Annotated in this window: 23 protein-coding genes and 2 pseudogenes; 8 read left to right on the top strand and 17 right to left on the bottom strand. The window is 46.9% G+C overall.

Going from position 1 to position 23,689, the window contains the following annotated elements; genetic code table 11:
- Positions 1–229: 229 nt before the first annotated feature.
- The 10 genes and pseudogenes from AC50X8_RS07395 to lacZ all read right to left on the bottom strand — a co-directional run.
- A pseudogene (locus AC50X8_RS07395) lies at positions 230–2,526 on the bottom strand (Tn3 family transposase); the annotation flags it as partial.
- A gap of 12 nt (positions 2,527–2,538) precedes the next feature.
- Positions 2,539–2,739: a site-specific integrase gene (locus AC50X8_RS07390; protein WP_235533275.1), complete on the bottom strand. Its 201-nt coding sequence runs from the start codon at positions 2,737–2,739 to the stop codon at positions 2,539–2,541.
- Between the two features lie 57 nt (positions 2,740–2,796).
- Positions 2,797–3,234 (bottom strand): site-specific integrase, encoded by a 438-nt coding sequence (locus tag AC50X8_RS07385; RefSeq protein WP_494879174.1) that lies wholly within the window; start codon positions 3,232–3,234, stop codon positions 2,797–2,799.
- Positions 3,235–3,437: 203 nt separating this feature from the next.
- Positions 3,438–3,707, bottom strand: a complete 270-nt coding sequence (locus AC50X8_RS07380; protein ID WP_056040526.1) for a muconolactone Delta-isomerase family protein — start codon at positions 3,705–3,707, stop codon at positions 3,438–3,440.
- A gap of 40 nt (positions 3,708–3,747) precedes the next feature.
- Entirely contained in the window at positions 3,748–4,449 is a 702-nt protein-coding gene (locus AC50X8_RS07375; RefSeq protein WP_494879173.1) for an SDR family oxidoreductase, read from the bottom strand.
- A 93-nt stretch (positions 4,450–4,542) separates the two neighbouring features.
- Positions 4,543–5,283, bottom strand: coding sequence for an SDR family oxidoreductase (locus tag AC50X8_RS07370; protein ID WP_494879172.1), 741 nt, complete (start codon positions 5,281–5,283; stop codon positions 4,543–4,545).
- Positions 5,284–5,534: 251 nt separating this feature from the next.
- Positions 5,535–5,825 carry a hypothetical protein gene (locus AC50X8_RS07365; protein WP_494879171.1) on the bottom strand — a complete coding sequence of 97 codons (291 nt, stop codon included), beginning with the start codon at positions 5,823–5,825 and terminating at the stop codon, positions 5,535–5,537.
- Between the two features lie 112 nt (positions 5,826–5,937).
- Positions 5,938–6,720 carry an SDR family NAD(P)-dependent oxidoreductase gene (locus AC50X8_RS07360; protein WP_494879327.1) on the bottom strand — a complete coding sequence of 261 codons (783 nt, stop codon included), beginning with the start codon at positions 6,718–6,720 and terminating at the stop codon, positions 5,938–5,940.
- 272 nt (positions 6,721–6,992) lie between these two features.
- Positions 6,993–7,571, bottom strand: a complete 579-nt coding sequence (locus AC50X8_RS07355; RefSeq protein ID WP_056040538.1) for a TetR/AcrR family transcriptional regulator — start codon at positions 7,569–7,571, stop codon at positions 6,993–6,995.
- Between the two features lie 317 nt (positions 7,572–7,888).
- Positions 7,889–11,017, bottom strand: a complete 3,129-nt coding sequence (lacZ, locus tag AC50X8_RS07350) for a beta-galactosidase, LacZ type (RefSeq protein WP_494879170.1) — start codon at positions 11,015–11,017, stop codon at positions 7,889–7,891.
- Between the two features lie 138 nt (positions 11,018–11,155).
- On the opposite strand from lacZ, the gene AC50X8_RS07345 reads away from it, so the two are divergent.
- Together AC50X8_RS07345 and AC50X8_RS07340 are read left to right on the top strand one after the other, a co-directional pair.
- Positions 11,156–11,983, top strand: a complete 828-nt coding sequence (locus AC50X8_RS07345) for an AraC family transcriptional regulator (protein WP_056040543.1) — start codon at positions 11,156–11,158, stop codon at positions 11,981–11,983.
- Positions 11,984–12,011: 28 nt separating this feature from the next.
- The gene (locus AC50X8_RS07340) at positions 12,012–12,425 is read left to right on the top strand and encodes a ribosomal maturation YjgA family protein (protein WP_155973432.1); all 414 of its coding nucleotides are present in this window, start codon (positions 12,012–12,014) and stop codon (positions 12,423–12,425) included.
- Between the two features lie 17 nt (positions 12,426–12,442).
- Here the strand turns inward: AC50X8_RS07340 and AC50X8_RS07335 are convergent, their stop codons facing one another.
- Positions 12,443–13,081, bottom strand: coding sequence for an ATP-dependent DNA ligase (locus tag AC50X8_RS07335; RefSeq protein WP_494879169.1), 639 nt, complete (start codon positions 13,079–13,081; stop codon positions 12,443–12,445).
- 400 nt (positions 13,082–13,481) lie between these two features.
- On the opposite strand from AC50X8_RS07335, the gene AC50X8_RS07330 reads away from it, so the two are divergent.
- Positions 13,482–13,688, top strand: a complete 207-nt coding sequence (locus tag AC50X8_RS07330; protein ID WP_056040551.1) for an alpha/beta-type small acid-soluble spore protein — start codon at positions 13,482–13,484, stop codon at positions 13,686–13,688.
- Between the two features lie 108 nt (positions 13,689–13,796).
- Here the strand turns inward: AC50X8_RS07330 and AC50X8_RS07325 are convergent, their stop codons facing one another.
- The 3 genes and pseudogenes from AC50X8_RS07325 to AC50X8_RS07315 all read right to left on the bottom strand — a co-directional run bounded on the left by AC50X8_RS07325 (position 13,797) and on the right by AC50X8_RS07315 (position 16,714).
- Complete coding sequence (locus AC50X8_RS07325; RefSeq protein ID WP_494879168.1) at positions 13,797–14,753, bottom strand: phosphotransferase family protein; 957 nt, start codon at positions 14,751–14,753, stop codon at positions 13,797–13,799.
- A complete protein-coding gene (locus AC50X8_RS07320; RefSeq protein ID WP_056040845.1) occupies positions 14,732–15,802 on the bottom strand; it encodes a M42 family metallopeptidase in 1,071 nt (356 codons plus the stop codon). The genes AC50X8_RS07325 and AC50X8_RS07320 overlap by 22 nt, the downstream gene beginning before the upstream one ends.
- A 134-nt stretch (positions 15,803–15,936) precedes the next feature.
- Positions 15,937–16,714, bottom strand: a pseudogene (locus AC50X8_RS07315) (PhzF family phenazine biosynthesis protein).
- Between the two features lie 190 nt (positions 16,715–16,904).
- On the opposite strand from AC50X8_RS07315, the gene AC50X8_RS07310 reads away from it, so the two are divergent.
- The 5 genes from AC50X8_RS07310 (at position 16,905) to AC50X8_RS07290 (ending at position 21,125) form a co-directional block, all read left to right on the top strand.
- Complete coding sequence (locus AC50X8_RS07310; protein WP_056040555.1) at positions 16,905–18,131, top strand: chloride channel protein; 1,227 nt, start codon at positions 16,905–16,907, stop codon at positions 18,129–18,131.
- A gap of 240 nt (positions 18,132–18,371) precedes the next feature.
- Positions 18,372–18,701 carry a PadR family transcriptional regulator gene (locus tag AC50X8_RS07305; RefSeq protein ID WP_056040557.1) on the top strand — a complete coding sequence of 110 codons (330 nt, stop codon included), beginning with the start codon at positions 18,372–18,374 and terminating at the stop codon, positions 18,699–18,701.
- A 15-nt stretch (positions 18,702–18,716) separates the two neighbouring features.
- The gene (locus AC50X8_RS07300) at positions 18,717–19,583 is read left to right on the top strand and encodes a pentapeptide repeat-containing protein (RefSeq protein ID WP_056040558.1); all 867 of its coding nucleotides are present in this window, start codon (positions 18,717–18,719) and stop codon (positions 19,581–19,583) included.
- 12 nt (positions 19,584–19,595) lie between these two features.
- The gene (locus AC50X8_RS07295) at positions 19,596–20,357 is read left to right on the top strand and encodes an ABC transporter ATP-binding protein (protein WP_494879167.1); all 762 of its coding nucleotides are present in this window, start codon (positions 19,596–19,598) and stop codon (positions 20,355–20,357) included.
- The gene (locus AC50X8_RS07290; protein WP_056040562.1) at positions 20,358–21,125 is read left to right on the top strand and encodes an ABC transporter permease; all 768 of its coding nucleotides are present in this window, start codon (positions 20,358–20,360) and stop codon (positions 21,123–21,125) included. It abuts the gene before it with no gap.
- A gap of 192 nt (positions 21,126–21,317) precedes the next feature.
- Here the strand turns inward: AC50X8_RS07290 and AC50X8_RS07285 are convergent, their stop codons facing one another.
- The 3 genes from AC50X8_RS07285 to AC50X8_RS07275 form a co-directional block, all read right to left on the bottom strand.
- The gene (locus AC50X8_RS07285) at positions 21,318–21,710 is read right to left on the bottom strand and encodes a hypothetical protein (RefSeq protein ID WP_494879166.1); all 393 of its coding nucleotides are present in this window, start codon (positions 21,708–21,710) and stop codon (positions 21,318–21,320) included.
- A gap of 302 nt (positions 21,711–22,012) precedes the next feature.
- Positions 22,013–22,480, bottom strand: a complete 468-nt coding sequence (locus tag AC50X8_RS07280) for a class I SAM-dependent methyltransferase (RefSeq protein ID WP_494879165.1) — start codon at positions 22,478–22,480, stop codon at positions 22,013–22,015.
- A 285-nt stretch (positions 22,481–22,765) separates the two neighbouring features.
- On the bottom strand, positions 22,766–23,650 hold the full coding sequence (locus AC50X8_RS07275) for a radical SAM/SPASM domain-containing protein (protein ID WP_099520280.1): 885 nt from the start codon (positions 23,648–23,650) through the stop codon (positions 22,766–22,768).
- Positions 23,651–23,689 lie beyond the last annotated feature (39 nt).

The following is a 23,689-nucleotide window of genomic DNA, read 5'->3' as shown; positions in this document are numbered from 1 at the left end:
TTTGCCCGCTAAATGCAAAAAAACTGCCGCTGTGACCTGTTCGGTCATAGCGGCAGTTTGCCGTTGTGTGGCTATATGATTGGCAAAAAGCAATAGCTTGCGTTAGTCCTCGATGGGGTCCCGCCAACATTTTAACGAAAATATACGCTAAGCCTTCGGATCTGACTGGCTTAGCGTTTTTTCTTACTCTAAGCCCAATAGTCCGGGCGGCATAACCCGAACCAACTGGTCATTCAACTTCCTGTTGTTTCAGCGGTCGTAATGAATTGAGAGACGTACTCTGCCTGAAATTGAATTTGTATTCGCCTAAGAAATTGATGTGCTCCCATCCGAGTGGAGAAATGTGGTTTAGTAGTTCTTCCTGAAGCTTTCCTTGCTTTTTGCGGTGTTCTGTTGCTTGCTGGAGATAGACGGTATTCCAAACGCTAATTGCATTGATGATAATGTTCAACGCACTTGCCCTTTGGAGTTGGTCTTGAAGCGCCCGTTCTCGTAGCTCTCCATGTTTGCCGAAAAAGATCGCTCTGGCAAGAGCGTTCATGGCTTCCCCTTTGTTCAACCCCCGGTGGATTCTTCGACGTAGTGCCTCACTTGAAAGGTGATCCAGGATGAATATTGTTTTTTCGATTCGGCCCATTTCGCGGAGCGTGGTAGCCAAACTATTTTGTCTTGCGTAGGAACCGATTTTCCCCATAATGAGTGATGCCGAAACGGTTCCTTCCTGGATGGAGTGAGCCAGCCGGAGAACATCGTCGTAGTTCTCCTGAATGATCCTTGTTTTGATCTGTCCGCGCAGCAATTTCTCCAATTTGGGGAAATCAGAAGGTTTACCGATAGAGTAGAGCTTGGAATCAGCCAAGTCACGTAAACGCGGCGCAAAGCGAAAACCAAGTAAATGCGTTAAACCAAAGACCTGGTCGGTGTAACCGGCTGTATCTGTATAATGCTCCTCGATGGCCAAATCCGTTTCATGGTGGAGCAAACCGTCGATGACATGTACGGCATCCCGCGCGTTCGTATTGATGACTTTCGTGTAAAACGTGGAGAATTGATCACTTACGAATCGATAAATCGCAGCTCCTTTTCCGGTCCCATAGTGGGGGTTGGCGTCTGCATGAAGCGCCGAAACACCGATCTGGACACGCATTCCATCAGATGAAGAGGTAGTCCGTAGAGAGAAAGACTGAAATTCCGGGATTCATCGGGAGAATCTTTCACCAATCGGTCGATGTGCAATTTCCCATTCTCCAAATTAACGCCATCCAGCTCGTCGATATGGTCCGAAACCCAGTTTAATCTTTGAAGAAGTGATTCAGTCCGTTCTTCAAGATATTCCTTTGCGGACAAACTAACGGCAATCTTTGTAGCGTTAGGATTGATGCTATTCCAATCCGCTTTCGTTACAAGGTACTCCTCGAAGTCCTTATGCTGACGGCTTCCGACAATGGATACGTCCCCGGAACGAACGTAATTCCGCAGCTCTGTCAGGACAGCCATTTCGTAATAATGCCGGTTGATCGTTCCGTCATCGTCGTAAACGTGCTTTTGCCAGCGGTTGGATACGAAGTTCAGCGGTGCGCCTTCCGGAACCTTTCGCTTTCCGGTTTCATTCATATCCCGGATGATATCGACCGCCTTCATTAGCGGCTCTGCCGACTTGGTTGACCTAAACGCCAACGATTTTAGCAGCGTTGGCGTGTATTTCCGGAGCGCATAGAATTTCTTTTCCAGCAAGTCCAAATAGTCGTAATCTACGGGCCGCGCCAGCCGTTTAGCTTCTTCTACAGATGCGACGATCTGCTCCCACGGCATAACGGCATCAAGCGCAACGAACGGATCAATACCTTCACTTCGAGCCGTAATAAGAGCGGCTCCAAGATCGGCAAAATGAACAACCTTTTCGTTGATCGATTTACCGTTTTGTTTTTGAAGTTCCTCTTGGGCTTTTCTCCCTTTGGAAAGCAGTATCATGATTTGCCGGTCGTGAATCTCGAAAGACAAGTCTGTCAAATCCTGAATCAATTCCAATAGGTACGCTACTAAAATTGCGTACTTTTTTGGATCATTAAAGCGGCGGAAGGAATGGGGTTCGTAACGCGTACCAATTTTAGAAAGCTGCCGCAGCCGGTTCGGATGGATGCCTTTCGTATCGACTTGCAGCTGCAAATCCCGTATGTATTCAAGCTTTTCAATAACCTTCAAAAAGGAATCCGGAGAGCTGGCACCTGGGATTTCCCTTAACCATGCCAAGTATGTTTTGCTGCTTTCCGGCATGGTGGTTAAGACGCGATCCAGCTTAACAATTTGTAATTCTGTCAATGAACTGCTGAGCATCCTGAATATTTTTTCTTCTGCCCGTTTGCGAGTTTGCCAAACTGCTCTTTCAATCGTGGCCATTGAGGGTAGAATGATTTTACGTTTACGTAAATCTTCGAGTGCGAGCTGAATCAGGTGTAGGGGATTACCGTTTGCCATGGCATGGCTAAAAAGACGCTTGCACAAAGAACGATACTCGCTCGAGACGTAAAGCACGTTCGGTTAATCGATCACCGGTTTTCTCCGATGGAAACAGATAATGACTGTCCGGAGTGAGTTCTGCAGATATTTTTCTAAAGCAGTTCTACACGTAGCGTTCAAAGAAACTTCTCGCTGTTTATTCCTTTTTCCGGAGCGGACCGTAAGCTGGCCGCTGCGTTTACCGATTTGAATATCTCCTGGAGCCAGGTCACACACTTCCATTGTCCATAAGCCGGTGTGAAACATCACGATTAGAATCGTCTGATCCCGTAAAGAACCTCAGTATTCAGCCGCAGCGATCAGTGCAGCTTCTTCTTTGTCTGCTTTGTCTGTCATCTCTCTAGGGCTTACCTTTTCCTCCGGGACCAATTTGACTGGCTTCGAAGGGTCGCGACGAATTTTGGATTCCTGCGTGGCCCACTCGAAAAAACGTTTCAGGGTTATAAGCCGCCAGTTAATGGTCGTCGGTTTCAATTCCATTATTTTTTGTGCAGCTTCCCGGTATCGTGTTAATGTTGGAGTAGCCACATCTTCAATTTGAAATATGACCTCTTCCTCTTGGTGGTCGGCTGTCTCAAACCAGCCAATAAAATGCTTCAAGTCGCTTGCGTACTCTTTCAATGTTTTGGGATTCAAATCTTCGTGGGTGGTGAGAGCGTGAATAAAGTCCTGAATCGTCTGCTCGCCCTGTTCCGAAATCCCGGTCGCCTCTCTCATTAGCAAAGCCTCCAAATCTTGACTTACATTAGCGGACATCAACTATAGGCTCTGAAAACATCAAATGACCGCTAATCTTAATTAGCGGTCATTAATTAGATTCTAAATTTTTTTCAATTTCATATGTTGCAACTAGTTTAAACTGAGAGATTAGGCATTATTTATGGCTCTTTTAAAAAGTCTGATTCCGGTACTACTTTCGTTTACGCCTGGTTCGTATCGTCGATCAGTTGGGTATGTTCTATTTTCATGAATTTATATAACGGCAATGATTTCAAAGCCGTTTTTAATTCGTCAACGCTGTCAGCAATACAAAGGGACCAATGTTCATCCCTTGTGTGGGAGAGATAAAACGTGTTGATCAGCCCCTGTTCCACTAATTCGGCAAATCGTGTTTGTTCCGCAGGTAACAGTTCAGCAATTTCTTCCTTTGATGCTGCTGGATCAATTTTGACATGAACGAGAAAACGCATGTTGTATCCCTCCTAAGCATTACTTTACTACTTGAAAATTCTATTGAAACAATTGCGGGTATAGGGAAGGTACTCCTCCGGCAAGGCCTTGTTGTAAATTCCGGCTCGTATCATCAGCAATAATCTCGTATAGATCAGCTTCGATTCCATCAATCGCGATCTTGGCGATTTCCTTTGGACTAGCCTTAGGTGCTTCGATACCAGCTGTCAGATCCGTGTCCATGAACGCTACGTGCAATCCGGCAACCTTAATGTTTTTAGGGGCTAACTCCAAGCGTAATGCATTTGTTGCTCCCCATTGAGCAGATTTTGCTGCTGAATACGCGCCTGAATCACCGGTATTGAACCAAGATAATGCAGATAGGATATTCAGGATCGAGCCTCCTCCATTTTTTTCAATAACGGGTGCAAAAGCACGAACCATTGAAATTGTGCCGAAAACATTGGTGTTGAATTCAACATGAATATCTACCAGTTCACCTGCGAAAAGGGAAGCACCCGTTGCGGTACCAGCATTGTTGATCAGAAGGGTTGCATCCCCAGCTACCTCGGCCGCTGCCATGACGGATTTCGGATCAGTAATATCGAGCTGCAGCGGAATAGCACCTGGCAGATCGACTGATGCTGGGTTTCTTGCTCCAGCGTATACTTTGGCTCCTCTTGCTAGAAGCTCAAGAGCCAATTGTTTACCTAAACCACGATTTGAACCACTGACAATAGCAACTTGTTTTGAAATATTCATTTTTTATTTCTCCTTTGTTTTTAGAATTATCGTTCTTAAATTTTTGTGCACGCCTTCATTGTATACATCTGCGTGCTTTACCATACAAGTAAATTACTGACCAGACAGCATATCGTTAACTTGGTTTACAAGAACGCTCTCGTTCGGGCCCGGATTGTTACGATACATTTTCGCTGACTCCACCAGAACTTCATTCGTATCTGTACCAAGTACCTTCATCGTTTCTTCAATGAATGCTGTAAGTGGCATCGCATTGGGATCGTAATTGATCATTTGTGTTTGAACCAATGGCGGCGCAATCTCCAGTACTTTCACCGATGTGTCTTTCAGAATGTAGCGCTGGGTGAGTGTATAGGAATGAAGCGCTGCTTTTGTCGCAGAATATACAGCCCCCTGCGCCACAGGTACGAATCCGAGTATTGAAGTCGTATTGATGATATAAGCTTCTTTTTTGGATTTCAAATGTTCCTGCAATGCAGCCGCCATACGGATTGGACCAAGCAGGTTGGTGGTGACTGTTTGAACCAGTATATCTTCGTCAACCAACCCCGACGGATCTTCAGGCGTATACATACCGGCGTTGTTAAACAATACATTAAGATCTGGGTATTCCTTCATTAAGTGCTGGGCAACTGAGTTTACGCTTGCGGGGTCTTGTATATTCAGCTCCACTGCAGACATGCCAGGGTTCGCTTGAATGGTCTCCTCTAGACGCTCTTTACTCCGTCCTGAGATAATAACTTTGTTTCCAAGTTTGTGAAATGCCTCTGCTAGCCCTCGTCCAATTCCTGAACCGCCGCCTGTGATAAAAATCGTGTTGCCTGTTAATTTCATTTTCTTATCCTCCTTAGTTTATAACTATAGTATCTATTGCTTTCTCGTTTAAATGAACCAGGGTTTTGCTTCTGCCCATCGTTTTGAGAACAATGATTCTAGTTATCCCAAAAAAATATTTATAAAGCCTATGACCTACTCTCAGAAATCATATTCTCTGAACTTTGTTTTCCTCTCATTCTGAAATTACTATAGCATAATGAGAACGTTCGGTAAAGATTTTTTTCACTCCTCATATTATTCCCTGAACCTTAATTTCTTTTAGCTAACCAGTCGACTGCTCCTTCCATAGAATCAAAGTTTTTAGTTGCATAACTTCCCTTAAGCTCAGAATCAAGTCGTTTTAAAATGGATCTAGCTACTGCCTTTTCTGGCGTAATCAAAGCCATATATTTCAACCCAGCTTCTTCTGCTTTTGGAAACCAGACTTCAGAGAACCATTGCTGATCCGCTCCTGTAATTGCTGAGAATTTTAATGTATTTGCAATAGATTTAATAGATTTTTTAGCGACCAATAACTCTAAACTTTTGTTCTGATACACTAGATTTATAAATATATAAAATCCTATATCGTTATTCCCGTCGAATATGGTGAACAAAACAAATTAGATGTACCTTAACAGACCCTATTGATCCATTGTCTAGTGATCTAGATCAACGATCTACATGTTCTGTACGTGCTCTTATTTGACCCGTCATTATTTTCCGAGGTAAAAACCGAGGTAGAGATGTAATGAACCGATGAATTGCACCTGGGATGATGAGTGTCTTGCCACGCAAGAAATCGCGATACGCCTCATCTGCCACCATTCCGACTTCCATCACACCGCTTTGGTACAATTTGGATGATCCTACATCTGAACGGTCTACGAAACCAGTTGCCGTTGGGCCGGGGCATAAAACCGTGACAGTCACACCCGTTCCAGTCAGTTCATTCTCAAGCGCTTCTGTGAATGAAAGAACATATGCCTTCGTAGCGAAGTATACTGCCATTAATGGCCCCGGGTAAAAAGCTGCTACCGAAGCCACATTCATTACGCCCCCTTGGCGCCGCTTAACCATGTCCGGTAAGAACAACTTCGTCATAATCGTTAAAGCTTTGATATTGACATCAAACATATTCATTTCTTGTTCCAAATCTGTTTCCAAGAATGACCCATACAAGCCAAAGCCCGCATTATTGACCAGATAGTCGACATTGATTCCTTCCTTTTTAAGATCGGCAGAAATTTCTTCGGCCACACCAGGCAACGATACATCCTTTGCAAATACCTTAACGTGAACACCGTATCTTTCCCTATATCCTTTTGCCAATTCTATTAGCTTAGCCTCGCTTCTTGCCACGAGAACCATGTTGTTACCATCTTTAGCAAAACGATCTGCTAACTCTTTTCCAATTCCACCTGAAGCGCCAGTAATAAGTACAGTTTTTTTTATCTTAAATCCACCTTTTATTGTAAGTGTGTGAATTGATCACAATTTAGTAAAATTTATTTCCACCGAAGGTCCTGGTTACGTCGAACCATTCCCTTTGTTTGCGGCGTTTGTTACAAGTGCTATTCATTTGCTCCTCATTGATGCCATTTTTAGAACTAACATTCTAAAGAGGAGAATGTACTGTGCTTCGATGGTTCAACAGGGAGGTTAACTTCTTTAAAGGGACAACCAAGCTACATGGGAATGAACATTCTAGTAAGTGTAAAAAAAGATTATCCTTGCAAAAGTTTCGTTGATACATTCACAATTCTCTTTAATTTTCTTTTATCAATCGATGTTCTTGCCATTGCTCTTATACCGACAGATATATTATGCAGGTATTCTGCCATTTCTTTGGCATCGTGATCAGAGGAGAACTCTCCATCCCGCTGTCCCCAAAGAATAATCTGCTCGAACATCTGCTCTCCCACTGTGAATGATTCAATAGACCTTGTATCCACGTCCGTATCACGTGCGGCCAGTTCTACCGCCGAATTCACGATTAAGCAACCAGATGGCATACCCTCTGATTCGCTGATCATAAAACCAAAAACTTTATGCAGAGCTTCCACTGCAGTCTTGGACGTTTTGACTTCTGCGAGCAATGTGGCGTTAACTTTGCCGCAGTAACGATCCATAGTCTGCAGAAACAGCGAATGTTTATCGTCAAATGTATCATATAAACTTCTGCGGTGAATGCCCATATGCTCAACAAGGTCACTCATCGATGTCTTCTCGTAACCTTGTTCCCAGAATATCTTCATTGCTTTATCCAATACTTCGTTCACTTCAAACTCTTTACTTCTAGCCATATAAATTCCCTCCCAAAATTATAGTAACATATCGGGAACGATCAGTAAACAATATATATTCGATAATCGTGTATGTAATCCATCGATGGATTTGGTGAAGTTGTATGACCACTCGCCGAGATCAGGCGGTATTTGCAAATATTGCAGCCTTTATTCCGGAGTTAGCAGTTCCCTTACTCTCGCGTACATCACCTCCTTGAATTGGTGGGGGCTATTTGACGCTTACTTTTTTAGCTTAGAGTAAGAAAAAACGCTAAGCCGGTCATATCCGAAGGCTTAGCGTATATTTTCGTTAAAATGTTGGCGGGACCCCTCGATTATTGTCCGCGCAGCGAGACACGGAAACGATAGTCGCGATTCGCTGGAAGCGTATATTCCTGATGAACCCGTGCTCCCCAGCTGTCGTCTCCACCCACGCCCATTTGACGGTAATTGACGCGAACGACGGTTTTATCGCTCACTGGCAGCTTGTAAGGATGATCATGCCCTTCCAGCTCATCGGCTGTATAAGGCAGCACATTCAACTCGAAGCGCGGCTCTCCTTGAAGCGAAATGCCGCTTCCGTTTGCATCGGTTACAGCTGCGAAGCGCACTTCGGTTTTGTTGCCGCACTCCTGTGGACGGATGTAAGGCATAAGCTGATCCTTCACCTTGCCTCCATAACGGCCAAGACGCGCGCTTGTTTGACGGTCCCAATACGATTCATGAGGGCCATTGCCATACCAGGCAATAGAATCAAACGTTTCATTCATTGTGAAAAGCAGGCCGATTTCTGGTATTTCAGGAAGTCCTTCACCTGGCTGCAGCAGCAGCTCAGCTTCAACCAGTCCATCGCCATATATCGTATATGCCAGCTCGCAGCGTGTTTCAGCTGCAGCGCTTAAACGGTATTGCGATCTTACTTTAACGCGATCTCCAAGTGCTTCCCAGCTGAAGCGGATCAATTGGCGCTCCTTCGAAGCAGCCTGCCAAGGCGCACAGCGCTCGACATGTCCATTTCCGCGGTCATTATCCGTGTACGCACGCCAGAAATTCGGGACAATCGGCGAAGACAGCAGCTCAGAGCCGCCGATTTGGTAGGACTCCAGCTCGCCGCTCGCCTGATTGAAGCGAATGTCAAAGCCTTCTCCCGTTAACACAAGAACGCCATTAGATACAGCTTCAACCGCTATTGCACCATACTGCGGCGATGCAATCTCTACAGCAACTGGCGATACAGGCAGTGCAGGCGCAATAAATTGACCGAAGGCCACCTCATGTCCTTGCTCCGCCCATGGCGTAGCTTCCTTAAGCACAGCTCTTACCGTAAGCGTAATTTCTTCATTCAGACCTGCTTCTGTTGGCATCTGGAACGGAATGGCCAGCTCGGCAGAGTCACCCGCTGCGATATCTACGGTCAGCACGCCTTTTTGCATAATAATGCCGTTGCTGTTCAGCTTCCAGTGCAGCTCATACGCATCCAGCGATACGAACAGATTTTTATTGTCGACACGCACCGTTCCAGATTCCCAGTTCGGGCTATGAATTTTGATGTTTTGGTAGCAGGCCTTCACTTCATGCAGCTTAGGGGAAACGGTACGATCAGCAAAAATCAAACCATTGCCGCAGAAGTTGCCATCGTTCGGGCTATCGCCATAATCGCCGCCGTAGGCCATGTACGTAATGCCATCCGGTGTTTGCGTGCGAATAGCCTGATCGATCCAATCCCAGATGAAAGCGCCTTGAAGGATCGGATATTTGTCGAACAGCTCCCAGTATTTATGCAAGCCGCCGCATGAATTGCCCATTGCATGGCTGTATTCGCAAATAATAAACGGCTTTTGCGGATTATTTTTGGCATAGGCTTCTACACCTTCTGGACTTGTGTACATATGGCTCTCAATATCCGAAGCCGCTTCGCTTTCGCGACAATGGAAAACGCCCTCGTAATGCACAATGCGGGACGGATCTGTCTTACGGAAATAGTCGGCCATTTTCAGGAAATTATCCCCGCCAAACGATTCATTGCCAAGCGACCAAATAACGATTGATGGATGGTTTTTATCGCGTTCGAGCATGGAGCGGCTGCGGTCCAGTACATTTGCCGTCCATTCCGGGAAGTTTCCAGGTACGGCGTCTCCAACCTCTTTTTGCCCATATGTCCATGAGCCATGCGTTTCAAGATTGACTTCGTCAATGACATAAAGCCCATATTCGTCGCACAGATCATACCACAGCGGATGGTTCGGATAATGCGAAGTACGCACGGCATTGACATTATGCGATTTCATTAGTTTAATATCGGTAACCATATCCTCGTAGCTGAGCGCACGTCCAGTGTCGCAGGAAAACTCATGGCGATTGACACCTTTAAAAAGAATGCGCTGACCGTTAATTTGCATCAAGCCGTCTTTAATTTCAAACGTGCGGAAACCGACTTTGCAGCTAACGGCTTCTGTCAGCTTGCCCGCTGCATCTTTCAGCGACAGCACAAGCGTATATAAATGCGGCTCCTCAGCGCTCCATTTGAGCGGCTGTGCAAGCTTTGTATTCAGTGCTAATGCTGCAACGGTTTCGCCCTTTTCCTGACGAATCGCCGCGCCGCTTAGCGGCTGCTGCCAAACCGGCTCGCCGGAGGCATCATACAGCATCGCTTCTACAGCTGTTTGCTGCTCAGAGGCTTCCTCCTCGAAACGAACCTTCACTTCCACTGTCAGCTCGCCATCTTCATAATTTTCATCCAGCGTCGGCTTTGCGAAGAAGTCATAAATATGAACCTGTGGCGCGGTGTACAAAAACACCTCACGGAAAATACCGCTCATCCGCCAAAAGTCTTGATCCTCCAGCCAGCTCGCGTCACACCAGCGGTATACTTCCACCGCCAGCTTGTTTTCGCCCGCTTGCAAATAAGGCGTCAAATCAAAATCCGCCGGCGTAAATGTATCCTCGCTATAGCCGACAAGGTCGCCATTCACCCAAACGTAGAAGGCAGATTCCACACCTTGAAAGCTGATAAACACAGGCTGACCATCCCAGCCTTCAGGAACGGTAAAAGTCGTCGCATAGGAGCCGACCGGATTATATTTAACTGGAGCGAAAGGCGGCTTAATATCCTCCTTGCCCACCCATGGGTAAGTCACATTCGTATATTGCGGGTAATCATACCCTTGAAGCTGCCAGTGGCTCGGCACAGGAATCGAAGCCCAACTGCTGCAGTCATAATCCAATTTATAAAAATCCGCGATGCGTGCTTCCGCATTTTCCGCAAAGGAAAACTTCCAATCGCCATTGAGCGAAACATAACGCTCGGAGCCTGTGCGCTCGCCTTGAAGCGCTTCCTCTACGCTTGTATAGGAAATACGGGTTGCATGTGCATCCAACCGATTAAGCTCAAAAATGGTAGGGTTGTTATTCCACTCTGGATATCCGTTAGCTGGAGCCTGATACGTAAATTTGCTCTTCGACACTTAAGGCACCTCTTTCAACTCAGTATAAGTTTAGTTATAATATTCACATTATAAAAGCTAGAAAAGTAAAGATCATTAAACTATTTTCGTATTTTACTTAAAGATTTGAATATTAGCAACTAAGAAGGGATGCTGCCCGTGAATGAAATTATTTATACGACGCTGACGACGACGGATTATCAGCTGCCCGTCTATGTAACCGGTGTGGGGCATTGGGACCATCAGGAGGGTATTCGTCGCCCGGAGGGCTTTCCCGATTACCAATGGACGCAGGTCGTCTCAGGCGAAGGCGAGCTTATTATCGAGCAAGAGCGGTATCTCGTCAAGCAGGGAGACGGCTTCCTTCTCCCTCCAAGACTTACCCACAGCTATTATGCGGTCAAAGAGCCTTGGGAAGCCTATTGGTTTACGTATGACGGGCCGCTCGCCGAATCGCTGAACCAGCTGGCAGGCCTGACCCGCCCTGGCATTTATACGATTAACGACTCGCGCCCTGTATTAGAGATGATGAGCGATATGCTGCGCCTTATGCGGGAGAAGGAACCAGGCCTTGGCATGCTCGGCTCCAAGCAAATTTATAGCGTGCTGCTTGGGCTGCGCCAGCAGCTTGCCGAAGGCAGTCTTGCCACGCAGCAAATGAATGAGCGGCTTCATCCTGTGCTGCGTTATATCGAGGCGAACCTGCATCGCCCGATTACATTGCCCGAGCTGGCGGAGCTGCTTCATGTAACGCCGCAGCATCTATGCCTGCTTTTCAAAAAGACGTTCAAGCTTCGTCCAATTGAATATGTCAATAAAGAGCGGATCAATAAAGGCAAGGAGCTGCTCATTCGCGGCGGCGGCATGAAGCTGTATGAAATCGCCCGCCTAGTAGGGTTTGAAAATCCGACGTATTTTAATACCTTGTTCAAAGCTTATGTAGGCTGTACGCCTGGAGAGTTTAAGCAAATGCATGGATTCAAATAAGGATAGAGTAAGTAAAGGAGCACAAACGATGCTTAAACCAATCATTTATTATGCGGCAGCCTTCCTCCTTGCGATGGCGCTCGGCTTTAGCTCGCGATATTTTGCCAGCCAGCTGCCGTCCTTCGTCGTCGCCCATTTTGGCGATATTTTATGGGCCAGCATGGTTTACTTCGGCTTCCGCATGCTGCAGGTCAGGCGTCCCCTACTCCTTTCGCTTGCTTGCAGCGCTGCCTTCAGCTACGGCATTGAATTCAGCCAGCTATATCAGGCCGACTGGATTAGAAATGTGCGCCATACGACGCTCGGAGGACTTGTGCTAGGACAAGGCTTCAGCGGTATTGATTTAGTCAGATACAGCATTGGCCTGCTGCTTTCCTATGCTATTGATTACTTTGCGTGTAAACGGGTCAAAGCCAAACAAAAAATCGGCTCTGCCCCATAAAAAAGGCTGCATAGCTCTTAATCAGAGCCATGCAGCACAGTATTCGCGTCCATATGTATGCGGGAATACGCCGCATTCGTCATTTTCAGCCAATGGGCGCTCCGCCCAGCGAGGTATTGGCTCTCGCTTCTTTTTCCAGCCATGCCCTCCAGCTCGTAAGCGGCAATTCGACCCCATAACTGTGTGCCGCATCCGGTTACATATGGCAGCTTGATGAAAAATCCATTATCTTCAAGCAGCGCTTGCAGCAGCTTCTTCCGCTCCAGCAGCGGCTTGCTGCGCAAGTCTACTCCGTCATAATAAAGCAAATCAAACACATAATAGCGAACAGGCCATTTTATCGCACCTTCGCGAATGCGTGCTTCCTTCGTCATCTTATATCGGTCAATGAGCGGAGCAAATTCTAGTCGCCGCGTGTCTGGGTTCATATAAGCAAGCTCTCCATCAAGCACGACGTCCACGGGCCGGGACAGCGGCAGCTTGAGCAGCTCTGGATATTGCCGAGTAACCTCATACCCATGCTTTGTGAACAAACGCGCCTTCCTATTAATAAAAGAAAGCAGCAAGCGCTGCCCATCAATGAGCGGCTCAAATATAAATTGCTCGTTATCAAAAGGCTGATTACATGCCGTCATCAGCATCGGTCGCTTAAACATGCCGATTCCCCCTTGCCGTCCTATCATTTTAGCATGGAACGGTTCAGCTGAACGGCGGTAAATTCAGGATAAATTAGTGAATAATCGGATACATTCCTCCACATAATAGCAATAAGCCAGCGCTTGGAAGCCATTTTTCTTTAAAATATAGGAAAGGATTCCTAACGTTATCCTTTCTCTATATTTCTCGGAATGAAACGCGCTGCACCGCCAAAGGGCGGCGAAAGCCGTTTCACCTTGAAATATAGGAAAGCATATGATTTTCCCATCCTTTCTCTATATTTCTCGGAATGAAACGCGCTGCGCCGCCAAAGGATGGCGAAAGCCGTTTCACCTTGTCCAAGGAAAGCTTGGTTTCTTATAAAAATGCTGCCGCTCATTACTTGAGGAGGTCACCCTTATGCCTAGAGGTTCGAATCAGCTGGTTGTACCACAGGCGCGTGCAGCGCTTGAGCAAATGAAGTTTGAGGTTGCACAGGAGCTTGGCATTCAATTGCCGCAGGATGGTTATTATGGACATATGACCACGCGTGACATGGGCTCCATCGGAGGATCCATTACCCGCCGTCTTATTCAAATTGCGGAGCAGCAGCTCTCCGGACGCTGATTGCACAAAAGAGCCGGGCCAAGTGAACGATAAGCAAGCTTTTTACAAGCTTTTCGTTCTCTTGCTCGGCTCTTCTTCTTATTCTTTCAGCTATTTCAGCTTTTTCAGCTATCGGAGCTTCATAAACCGCTCCCAGCCTTCAGCTGCATTGCTTTCTGCCCACTCCAGATGCGTTTGGTCGCTATATTTTCGGAAAGCGCATTCAATTAATAAAATGAGATCCAAATATAAATCATATAAACTGCGTCTTATTTGCTCCTCAGCCGTCAGCGCTCCACGACCGTAGCCCTGTAAAAACGTCTCCGACAAGTTAAAATGGCTAAAATAATGCTCCATCAGCGGATCGCCCCACATCGCCCGTTCAAAGTCAATAATGCCGCAAATTTGCTTATCCTTAATAAAAATATTACCATCCCACAAATCCCAGTGCAGCAGCTTTGGTTTAGTCACCGCATCCAGATAAGGCAAGCGCTCCTTTACCTCCTGTTCAATGACAATGCGCTCTGCCGGAAGCGTAACGCCCGCATCCGTTGCATCATCAAGCACGCCTTGCAGCATCGCCCAAAAAGCATCCGTCCAGCTCGCAAACGCCTCTTTAAGCGGATAATAACCGAACTTTTCCCCGCTGATTTCGTTAATATAGGCATTGTACTCGCCCAACTGAAGCTCAATTTGCTCGCGCTCTTCTTGGGTAAAGCTTTCCTTCACTTTGTTATAAGCCTCTCCTTCCAGCCACTGCATAATAAAATAATCAGTCGGTACAAGCGACCGTGATTGGTCATAAGCGTATACTTCGGGAACTGGAATGCGGTGATCCTGAGACACGAGCCTCATAACCTCTACCTCGGTTTTCATCATCTCTTGCTCATAGCGCATGAGCGCCCCAACCGCCGTAGGAGCTACCTTTACAACCGCCTGGAAGCCGTCCACAAGCGTCAGTTGATACGCCGTATTGGCCCAGCCATCGGTAAGCTCGCGCGAATGCGCAAGCTCCCTGCCGAAATGATGCTGGGCAATCTGTCCCAACTGCTGCGTGTCCAGCTTTAGCTTGATTTCGTTGTCCATGAATATCCCTCACTTATGTAGGATAATAACAATACTGCCGTGTTTATAATCGCATCTGCATGCGTCCGTTCCATGGCATGCGAAGCATGCACACCCGGCCCAATTAGCGCAGCCCGAATATTGCTGCCTCCTCTCAGCGCAGCCGATGCGTCCGAGCCATATTGCGGATAAATATCGACCGCATAGGAAATGCCTGAAGCCTTTGCCAGCTCGATCAGCTTCGAGGTCATCGCATAATCATATGGGCCAGAGGAATCTTTGGCACAAATGGATACATCCCGCTCGCTTGCGGATAAATCATCGCCTAAAGCGCCCATATCAATCGCGATCAGCTCTGTCACATCCGGCGGCATATAGGCGTTGCCATGTCCTACCTCTTCATACGTGGAAAAAATCAGCTTAAGCGTGCGCTCCGGACGCTTCCCTTCCCGTCCAAACCACTCCAGCAGCCCGAACAAGGCAGCGACACTAGCTTTATCATCCAAATGCCGTGATTTTACCCAGCCATTGTCCATTATTTTTGTGCGCGGGTCCCATGAAATAATATCGCCGACCTCGATGCCAAGCCGTTTCGTCTCCTCTTTAGACGTCGTATCCGCATCCAGGCGTATTTCCATGTTTTCCTCGCTGCGCTTCCAGTCCCGTGCCTCTGGATACACATGGACAGACGTTTTCGTCGACAGCACGGTTCCTTCATACTGGCGGCCATCGCGCGTATGAACGAGGCAATATTCGCCTTCCACTGTATGCATGGCATAACCGCCAATGGGCGTAAAGCGCAGCATGCCACTTGGCTTAATCGCTCGCACCATCGCGCCAAGCGTATCCACATGGGCGGTTAACGCAAGCGTGCCCGCTGTACAATTTCCTGTTCCCGGAATCGTAATGATTCCATTGCCTTTCGGTGTCAGCTCCAGCTCAAAGCCATGCTTGCGAGCTTCCTCCTCCAGCAGCCTCATAATCGCCATGCAGTAGCCGCTAGGGCTTGGCGTTTGAAGCAAGCGATTCAAAAATTCCAGTATGTATTCCCGGTTCAATTGTATTTGCAATGGGCTCATCAATGCCATTCTCCTCTTCCTATCCATTTCTGTTTATAGCCACTAGTATAGGCATTAACGGCTACAGTTGAATAGTGAAATTTTTTATAAACTCTAGCTATGCCCGTTTCTCCATATTCATCATCTTAATCGACAAAGAGGTCAGCAATTGAATACAATACAGCTCGGCCGCTTATCTTCACGCGATCACCAGCAAGCTTGCAGTACAAGGTGCCTCCCCTTTTAGAAACCTGTCTTGCCGTCATTTCCTGCTTGCTCAGACGCTCAGCCCAATATGGGATAAAATTGCAATGGGCTGATCCACATACAGGATCTTCATCCACTTTTAATTTTGGAAAAAAGCACCGGGATACGAAATCGTACTGCTCACTTTTAGCAGTAACCAGCACACCGAGTCCTACTGGCAGCGCGGTGAGTTTAGTGAAATCCGGGTTCAGGCTTCTGACATCAGACTCCGATTCCAGCACAAACATTAAATCGCGATCAAGATACGTTTCTACGGGCATCATTCCGAGCGCTTCAACCATCTGCTGTGTGAGCGTATGGGGCTTGGGCATTTTGTTCGGGAAATCCAATTCGTACAGCTCTCCGTCCCTTACAACGATTAAGTCGCCGCTGAGTGTTGTGAAACGAATACGCAGCTGTATCATAAAAGTTCGCAAGCACATAAGCTGCTGCCAGCGTTGCATGGCCACACAAATCAATTTCCCCGCCTGGTGTGAACCACCTTAAATGGTAACCATCATCCGCAATCTTTACCGCAAACGCCGTTTCGGACAAATTGTTCTCGATAGCAATCTTCTGCATGAGCTCATCCGGCAGCCACGCATCCATAATGCAAACACCAGCTGGATTCCCTTCAAAAAGGTGATTGGCAAACGCATCAATGACATAATATTTCATATTCATCAACCTTCCTTCATTTATGCTCCATATATGAGCATTGTATCAAGAGCTCTTGTATGGCTTCAAATGAATAATTGTATGACGTACAATTATTTGATGGTATGGTGAAGCTCTCCATTCATTGACTCATCCGAAAAAGGGATATAGACTTATATATCAACTTATCATGTCAGGGGCATTATAATTCATGAAGCAGCAAATACGCATTCTCCTTATTTGGCTAGGCATTGCTGGCTCCACTGGGCTACTCACGGGAGCTGCTTCTGCGCTGCTGCTGGCGCTTTTGGATGCAGCAACGTATCAGCGGCTGGCGCATCCATGGCTGCTCTGGCTTCTTCCACTAGGTGGAGCTTTGGTCAGCTATCTGTATATGAAGCTAGGCGGAGATGCTGGCAAAGGGAATAACCTTGTGCTGGAGCAGCTGCATGCAGAAGATGGCGGAGTGCCGCTGCGCATGGCACCGCTCGTTCTTTTCGGTACGATGATCACCCATCTATTCGGTGGTTCAGCCGGACGTGAAGGGACAGCCGTGCAAATGGGCGGCAGTATGGCTAGCTATATCGGATGCCTTTGTCGGCTCGGTGGGCTAGAGCGAAAGATGCTGCTTATCTGCGGTATAAGCGGCGGCTTCGGTTCCGTCTTCGGCACCCCGCTTGCTGGCGCCATATTCAGCTTAGAGCTGCTCGCAATAGGCCTCGTCCCCTACTGGCTGCTGCTGCCCGCTTTGGCGGCCGGCTTTACTGGACACGCCGTCGCCCTTGGGTTAGGCACGCATCATAGCCATTATGCCATCGGCAGCCTGCCAGGCTTCAATATAAAGCTGCTGCTCGCTATTGTGCTCGCTTCGGTATTGTTCGGTTTAACGGCGCGGCTATTCGTCGTACTTACACATAAGCTCAAAGCGGTATTCAACCATTATATCCCGAATCCAGCTTTCAAAAGCTTCATCGGTGGTCTGCTTATCATTTTGCTCGTCTACGCCGTAGGGACGCGAGATTATGTTGGCCTTGGGCTCCCACTAATGGAACAAGCCTTTCAAGAAGCATTATCTCCATTCGCTTTTCTATTGAAAATCCTGTTCACCGCCGTTACGCTTGGCGCTGGATTTCAGGGCGGCGAAGTAACGCCGCTGTTCGTCATCGGTTCTGCACTAGGCAGTGCGCTTGGCGGCCTGCTGTCTGTATCTGTGCCCCTGCTTGCGGGCATTGGCTTCGTTGCTGTATTTGGCAGTTCCACCAATACCCCGCTCGCCGCTGCCATAATGGGCATGGAGCTATTTGGCATCAAGGCCTTTCCTTATTTGCTGCTGGGCTGCATCATCAGCTACCTTTTCTCCGGGCATACGGGCATATACTGGTCTCGTCGCACGCATAAGCTTAAGCTTCGGTTTTCATTTTTTAAATTCTCTTCATGACTGTTCTATTCCCATATTGCGCAAACTTCTATATGTTCCTTCGTTCTTTCATACCGATGTCTACACCGATGTATAAGTCGGAGTAGGCATCGGTATATTTTTGTTCATTATCCACAGAAGCCTCTCCACGACTTACTCCTTCAGCGAAAAATATTTCTTTTCAAACAAAGTATCTCACTTGAAATACTACCTTGACAGTCACAGTAGTGTGTCGTATTATAAAAATGCGGAGGTGATTACATGAGCGAGAGCAAAATTACATCCGACCTGCTGCGCGGACATACCGATACGATGATTTTACGGCTCCTATCCGAAGCTGACCGCTATGGGTACGAAATTGTCAAACTGATCGCAGAGCGCTCGGGCGGCGAGTATGAATTAAAGGAAGCCACGATGTACTCCAGCGTCCGGCGGCTTGAAACAGACGGCGATATCGAGTGGTATTGGGGCGATGAATCTCAGGGAGGACGGCGCAAGTATTTTCGGATTACCGACAAGGGCAAGGAGACTTACGCCCGCAACAAAAGCAATTGGGAGTATTCGAAGCGCGTGCTAGAAAATTTATTATAAAGGAGATTTGATGAGATGAATCAGAAATTGACGAACTATTTGAACGGTGTATTTACGCCCTACGATGGGGTAAAAAGCGTCAGCGAATTAAAGGCGGACCTGCACTCCGATTTGCAGGAGCGGTATTCCGAACTCAAAACCGAGGGCAAAGATGATGCAACCGCGTTTCATATGACCATTGAGAGCATCGGCGACATCGAACAAACTATACTGGAGGTCGCTAACCTCTCCCGCTCGCTGGAACGGCAAGTGGTGACGAATTTTAGTGCGAGTTATCTGCCCAAGAGCGATCTTGCGGGCGTTAACGCGCATAAAGGAAAATTTGCTGCGAGTGCGTTACGTGGTACCGACTTTACGGGTGCTGACTTGACGGGCAGCACATTTGCGAGCAGCGATGTGGGTGAAGCTATTTTTGACCATGCCAATCTCACTGACTGCAACCTCTCTGCCATTGACCTTAAGGATTCAAGCTTCCACAAGTCCATCCTTGTACGTACCAACATCAGCAAGTCGGGTCTGGACGGAGCAAAATTCATTGATGTGAAGCTAACTGACGTCCAGTTAACGATGACCGACCTTAGAAAAACAATCTTTGAAAGATGTACCTTTAACGGAGTGGACTTCAAATATTCGGATTTGCGAGGGGTGCGATTTGACGAGCAGACCTTCATAGGCGTCAAGTTTGACAAGTCGGCGCTGAATGAGGTTTCGTTTAAAGGAGCGATACTCAAAAATGTTTCGTTCCTTTCTGGCTTTTCTTTGTCCAAGAAATATTACCGTGCGATCAAAACCATCTGCTTTGAAGGCGCGACGATGGATAAGCTGACCTATGCTGCCCTTAAAGGCATGGATGCTGATTTGTCTAAAGTTACGGTTATATAAGGAGGGAAAAATATGCAGCACAAGTCGATTCAAGTGATTGGCCTGCAAAAGTCCTACAAGCAGCTGCAAGTCCTAAAGGGCGTAGATTTCGAGGTGGAAAAGGGCAGTATTTTCGCCCTGCTCGGCTCCAACGGGGCGGGCAAAACAACCGTTGTCAAAATTCTCACCACGCTGCTCAAAAAAGACAGCGGAACCGCCTACGTAAACGGATTCGATGTTGCTACAGAACCCGACCATGTGCGGCAGGCGATCAGTCTGACCGGGCAATTTGCCGCCGTGGACGAAATTTTAACCGGACGAGAAAATCTTATTATGATTGCCAAGCTGCGATACCTCAAAAATCCGCGCCAGGTTGCGGACGATTTGCTTAAACGCTTCGTCCTGACAGACGCCGCTGACCGCAAGGTGTCTACTTATTCGGGCGGTATGCGCCGCAGGCTCGACATCGCCCTCAGCCTTGTGGGAAAACCACAGATTATTTTCCTCGACGAGCCGACCACTGGACTTGATCCCGAGTCGCGTATCGAGGTTTGGAAGATTGTCAAGGAGCTTGCCGACGGTGGCACGACGGTACTCCTGACCACGCAGTATTTGGAAGAAGCTGAGCAGCTTGCCGACCGAATTGCCATTTTGCACGAGGGTAGAATTATTGCCAACGGCACGCTTTCGGAGCTGAAAATGCTGTTTCCATCGACAAAGGTGGAATATGTTGAAAAACAGCCGACATTAGAGGAGATATTCCTCGCAATCGTCGGCAACAAGGAGGGAAAATAAATGGAGACGGTAAAGAAGCACTTTGTCAGCGATCTGAGCGTTATGCTTGGACGTTCCATGCGCCATATTTTCCGCAGTATGGACACCATTATCTCGGTTACCATCATGCCGATCGCTTTGTTGTTGCTGTTCGTCTATGTCTTCGGCGGTGCAATTGAAACCGGAACGGATAACTATGTGAATTACTTGTTGCCTGGCATCCTACTCATTGCTATTGCTAGCGGTATATCCTACACGGCTTTCCGCCTTTTTACCGATGTGCAACGCGGCATATTCGAGCGGTTTCACTCTATGCCCATTTCACGTTCCACCTTATTGTGGGGACATGTGCTGACCTCGCTGGTATCCAACGCCCTATCGATTGTCGTCATCATACTTGTAGCGCTCGTTATGGGCTTTCGTTCGTCCGCGGGGCCACTGTCATGGCTTGCAGTAGTTGGCATACTTGCTCTGTTTACGTTGGCATTAACTTGGGTCGCGGCAATTGCAGGGCTGTCAGCAAAGTCGGTGGACGGCGCAAGCGCCTTTTCCTACCCGATTATCTTCCTGCCGTTTATCAGCTCGGCGTTTGTACCTACCGAGTCGATGCCTGCGGTCGTTCGAGCCTTTGCCGAAAAACAACCGGTGACCTCGATAGTGGAAGCCATCCGTGCACTACTGTCAGGGCAGCCGGTGGGCAATGATATATGGATCGCTCTTGCGTGGTGCGTCGGGATTTTGCTCATAGCCTATTTCTTTGCAATGAGGGTGTACAATAAGCGGGTATGAAAAAGGAGCGACCATATTCATCCCTTCCCCTGAAAAACTCTTTCTGTTCATTCATACTTCTACAAATATTGGAAGGATTCTGCCTTTAGCTTAATAACAGCAGGAGCAGCTGCCGCTGTGGCAAACTGCTCCTGGATCGCTGAACTAACGTTCGCCTTTAGCATAACAAGGCTTCCTTTTAAATAGCATGGGTTAAAACGATTCTTCCCCATATTCATTCCAATAATGCTTTAAATGCTTTTGTAGCGCAGTATCAAGCTCAGCATTATCATCGTTCACATCTAGTTCGGCAGACCCAATGGCCATGGCCAAAGGTCCGCTGAGTCCCCTTGAACCTCCACTCATGCCAAGCTCAGGTAGCCACTCAGCTTGGGAATACCAGCGTTCTGCATAATCCTTGGTGCCGCCTGCATTTTTAACGATATATAGTCTATGCAGGATGTCAGCATCGTCCCGATAGCCATAGTAAAAATAGCCTTTTTCCTCAAGAGCATCCGTAATATTGATTTTTTCCCCATTGACACTTGCAATGAGCTGTTCCGCGGACTCTTTGACTACCCAATCGCCGTCGTTTTCGCCACCCATGGAGTCTATATGATCTTCGGCAATTTCATAATGAAGGGATGTTCCATTAGCAAAGACAACAGTCTGTCCCCTACCTTTGAAAATCGTCTGATACTTATTTGCGGTAGCATTTGTATAGGCTTGGGCTTGTTCGCTTGTTAATGGTTCAGCCTCTTTTAAAACCGATCTAATGAATTTTTTTCCATTTGGAAGAGCATACTCTTTGGTTTGAAGACAACTAAATTTTATATTAGAAAATAGTTCAATGATTTTTTTGCATCTACATCATGTGCAATTGAAAGTAATGGATCAAAGGCTGATATCTAATTGGATTGACTTACAAAGCTGTCAGCTTGATTTTTTTGAATCGTGCAAGAAACAACTTCTACTTGATTTCTGTTCTGATTGATTAGGGAAACAAATGAAGCATCTCCAACATACTCAATAATTAAATTTGCGATTAATAAATCTGTTTTTGGTAATGTAAATGTAGGATCACAAATATCACAATGCACTAGCTCAAGCGTATTCCCCATATAAGAATATCTTTTTTGACAAGCATTCAAGTAATCTTTGTTTATGTCAAAACCATATATTTTTTTAGTAGTATGTAAATCAATCACGTCTAGTCCATTTCCCCCAGCAACTCCAAGGATACCAACGATTTCGTGCCCATAACTTTCAAACTGCTCTTTTGTGATTTGATTTAAAGTTTGTAATTGAAATACAGCATCAGACTTCATGTGGTTTTCATATATATCCAGTTTAATTTCTTGCCATGGATTGTTCAAAATTTCAGCTCCAAGTCGTTTTATTTTGGGGCTATGTCTAGCCTAAACGCCACCGTTCAAGTCCTCAATAGTAATAATTATAACTAATAAAAACAATGCATGGATAGTCATTTTTGATTATAAGTATGTTGCTCATTCGTTTAATACTCCCCTAGTCTATGGCTGAACGTGGAAAAAACCGGTCTCCTTCAATCAAGGATTCCGGTTTTTCTGTTTTACGTTTATCACGCTCACGTTCGCATGCGCCGTACAAGCTCCATCGTGCTGCATTCGACCCGTATCTTCTTATGCCCCAGCTCCGAAGCGCTTGCGATAGCCGCATTTCCGGCATAGCTCCTCGACCGCTTCCCTGCGGGAGAAACCTTCGACCAGCTTAATCGCCCGATCATCCTCAATAATGTCCGAGAACGGTTTATCATTAATGTTCCCCAGATCAATGACGCCTTCACCGTCGAGGCAGCATGGAACGACCGTTCCATCGACCAAAATGCCTGCCTGATTGCGCAGCCCGTAGCAGAAGCCTTTGCCGTCATCCTCTTCCGCCTTCAAATCCGGCCATTCAAATTCATGATCCTGATTCAAGTAAATACGATCAGCAATTTTCAGTCCTTTACCGGGCGCAACCCGCTCCTCAATGAAGTAATCCAGTCCAAATTGCTGTTCAATCATCGCCAAAACGTCGCGATTGCGCTGGCGCTCCGCATTCGTCGCATTGTCGGTATGCAAATTCCAAAGGCGCAGCGAAATGATCATATTTGTCCGCTCAACCGCCTCACGTGCAAAATCCAATACGCTTCGAACATAACCTTCCTTATTCGTCGAGCCAATGTGTCCGTCAAAGCTATGCAAAGAGAAATTCATTTGGCGCAGCGCAGGCTTTGTCAAAATTTTCTCTTTCACTTTATGAAGCAGCGTCCCGTTTGACGTCAAATTGACTTTGAAGCCGTGCTTTTGGCTCAGATCCAGCAGCTCGTCAATTTTCGGATGCAGCAGCGGCTCGCCTTTGAGATGAAAATAAATATAGTCCGTAAACGGTTTAATCTGCTCCAGCCGCTTCTCAAAATCCTCGACCTGGATAAAGCCTTTCGCCCGCTGTGTCTGGGGACAGAAGGTACAGGCCAGATTGCAGATGCTCGTAATTTCCACATAAAACTTTTTAAACCTCTTCATTGCGCGTTGCTCCATTCTGCTCCATAGTCCTTCCTGCTA

Source organism: Paenibacillus sp. JT22N15 (assembly GCF_059383755.1).
This window is presented reverse-complemented; position numbering and strand designations above follow the sequence as displayed.

Coding starts and splice junctions, on each gene's coding strand:
- AC50X8_RS07390 (WP_235533275.1), bottom strand. CDS start 2,739: ATGGAAGTGTGTGACCTGGCTCCAGGAGATATTCAAATCGGTAAACGC.
- AC50X8_RS07385 (WP_494879174.1), bottom strand. CDS start 3,234: ATGAGAGAGGCGACCGGGATTTCGGAACAGGGCGAGCAGACGATTCAG.
- AC50X8_RS07380 (WP_056040526.1), bottom strand. CDS start 3,707: ATGCGTTTTCTCGTTCATGTCAAAATTGATCCAGCAGCATCAAAGGAA.
- AC50X8_RS07375 (WP_494879173.1), bottom strand. CDS start 4,449: ATGAATATTTCAAAACAAGTTGCTATTGTCAGTGGTTCAAATCGTGGT.
- AC50X8_RS07370 (WP_494879172.1), bottom strand. CDS start 5,283: ATGAAATTAACAGGCAACACGATTTTTATCACAGGCGGCGGTTCAGGA.
- AC50X8_RS07355 (WP_056040538.1), bottom strand. CDS start 7,571: ATGGCTAGAAGTAAAGAGTTTGAAGTGAACGAAGTATTGGATAAAGCA.
- AC50X8_RS07340 (WP_155973432.1), top strand. CDS start 12,012: ATGCTTAAACCAATCATTTATTATGCGGCAGCCTTCCTCCTTGCGATG.
- AC50X8_RS07335 (WP_494879169.1), bottom strand. CDS start 13,081: ATGTTTAAGCGACCGATGCTGATGACGGCATGTAATCAGCCTTTTGAT.
- AC50X8_RS07330 (WP_056040551.1), top strand. CDS start 13,482: ATGCCTAGAGGTTCGAATCAGCTGGTTGTACCACAGGCGCGTGCAGCG.
- AC50X8_RS07325 (WP_494879168.1), bottom strand. CDS start 14,753: ATGGACAACGAAATCAAGCTAAAGCTGGACACGCAGCAGTTGGGACAG.
- AC50X8_RS07310 (WP_056040555.1), top strand. CDS start 16,905: ATGAAGCAGCAAATACGCATTCTCCTTATTTGGCTAGGCATTGCTGGC.
- AC50X8_RS07305 (WP_056040557.1), top strand. CDS start 18,372: ATGAGCGAGAGCAAAATTACATCCGACCTGCTGCGCGGACATACCGAT.
- AC50X8_RS07300 (WP_056040558.1), top strand. CDS start 18,717: ATGAATCAGAAATTGACGAACTATTTGAACGGTGTATTTACGCCCTAC.
- AC50X8_RS07295 (WP_494879167.1), top strand. CDS start 19,596: ATGCAGCACAAGTCGATTCAAGTGATTGGCCTGCAAAAGTCCTACAAG.
- AC50X8_RS07290 (WP_056040562.1), top strand. CDS start 20,358: ATGGAGACGGTAAAGAAGCACTTTGTCAGCGATCTGAGCGTTATGCTT.
- AC50X8_RS07285 (WP_494879166.1), bottom strand. CDS start 21,710: ATGGGTGGCGAAAACGACGGCGATTGGGTAGTCAAAGAGTCCGCGGAA.
- AC50X8_RS07275 (WP_099520280.1), bottom strand. CDS start 23,650: ATGAAGAGGTTTAAAAAGTTTTATGTGGAAATTACGAGCATCTGCAAT.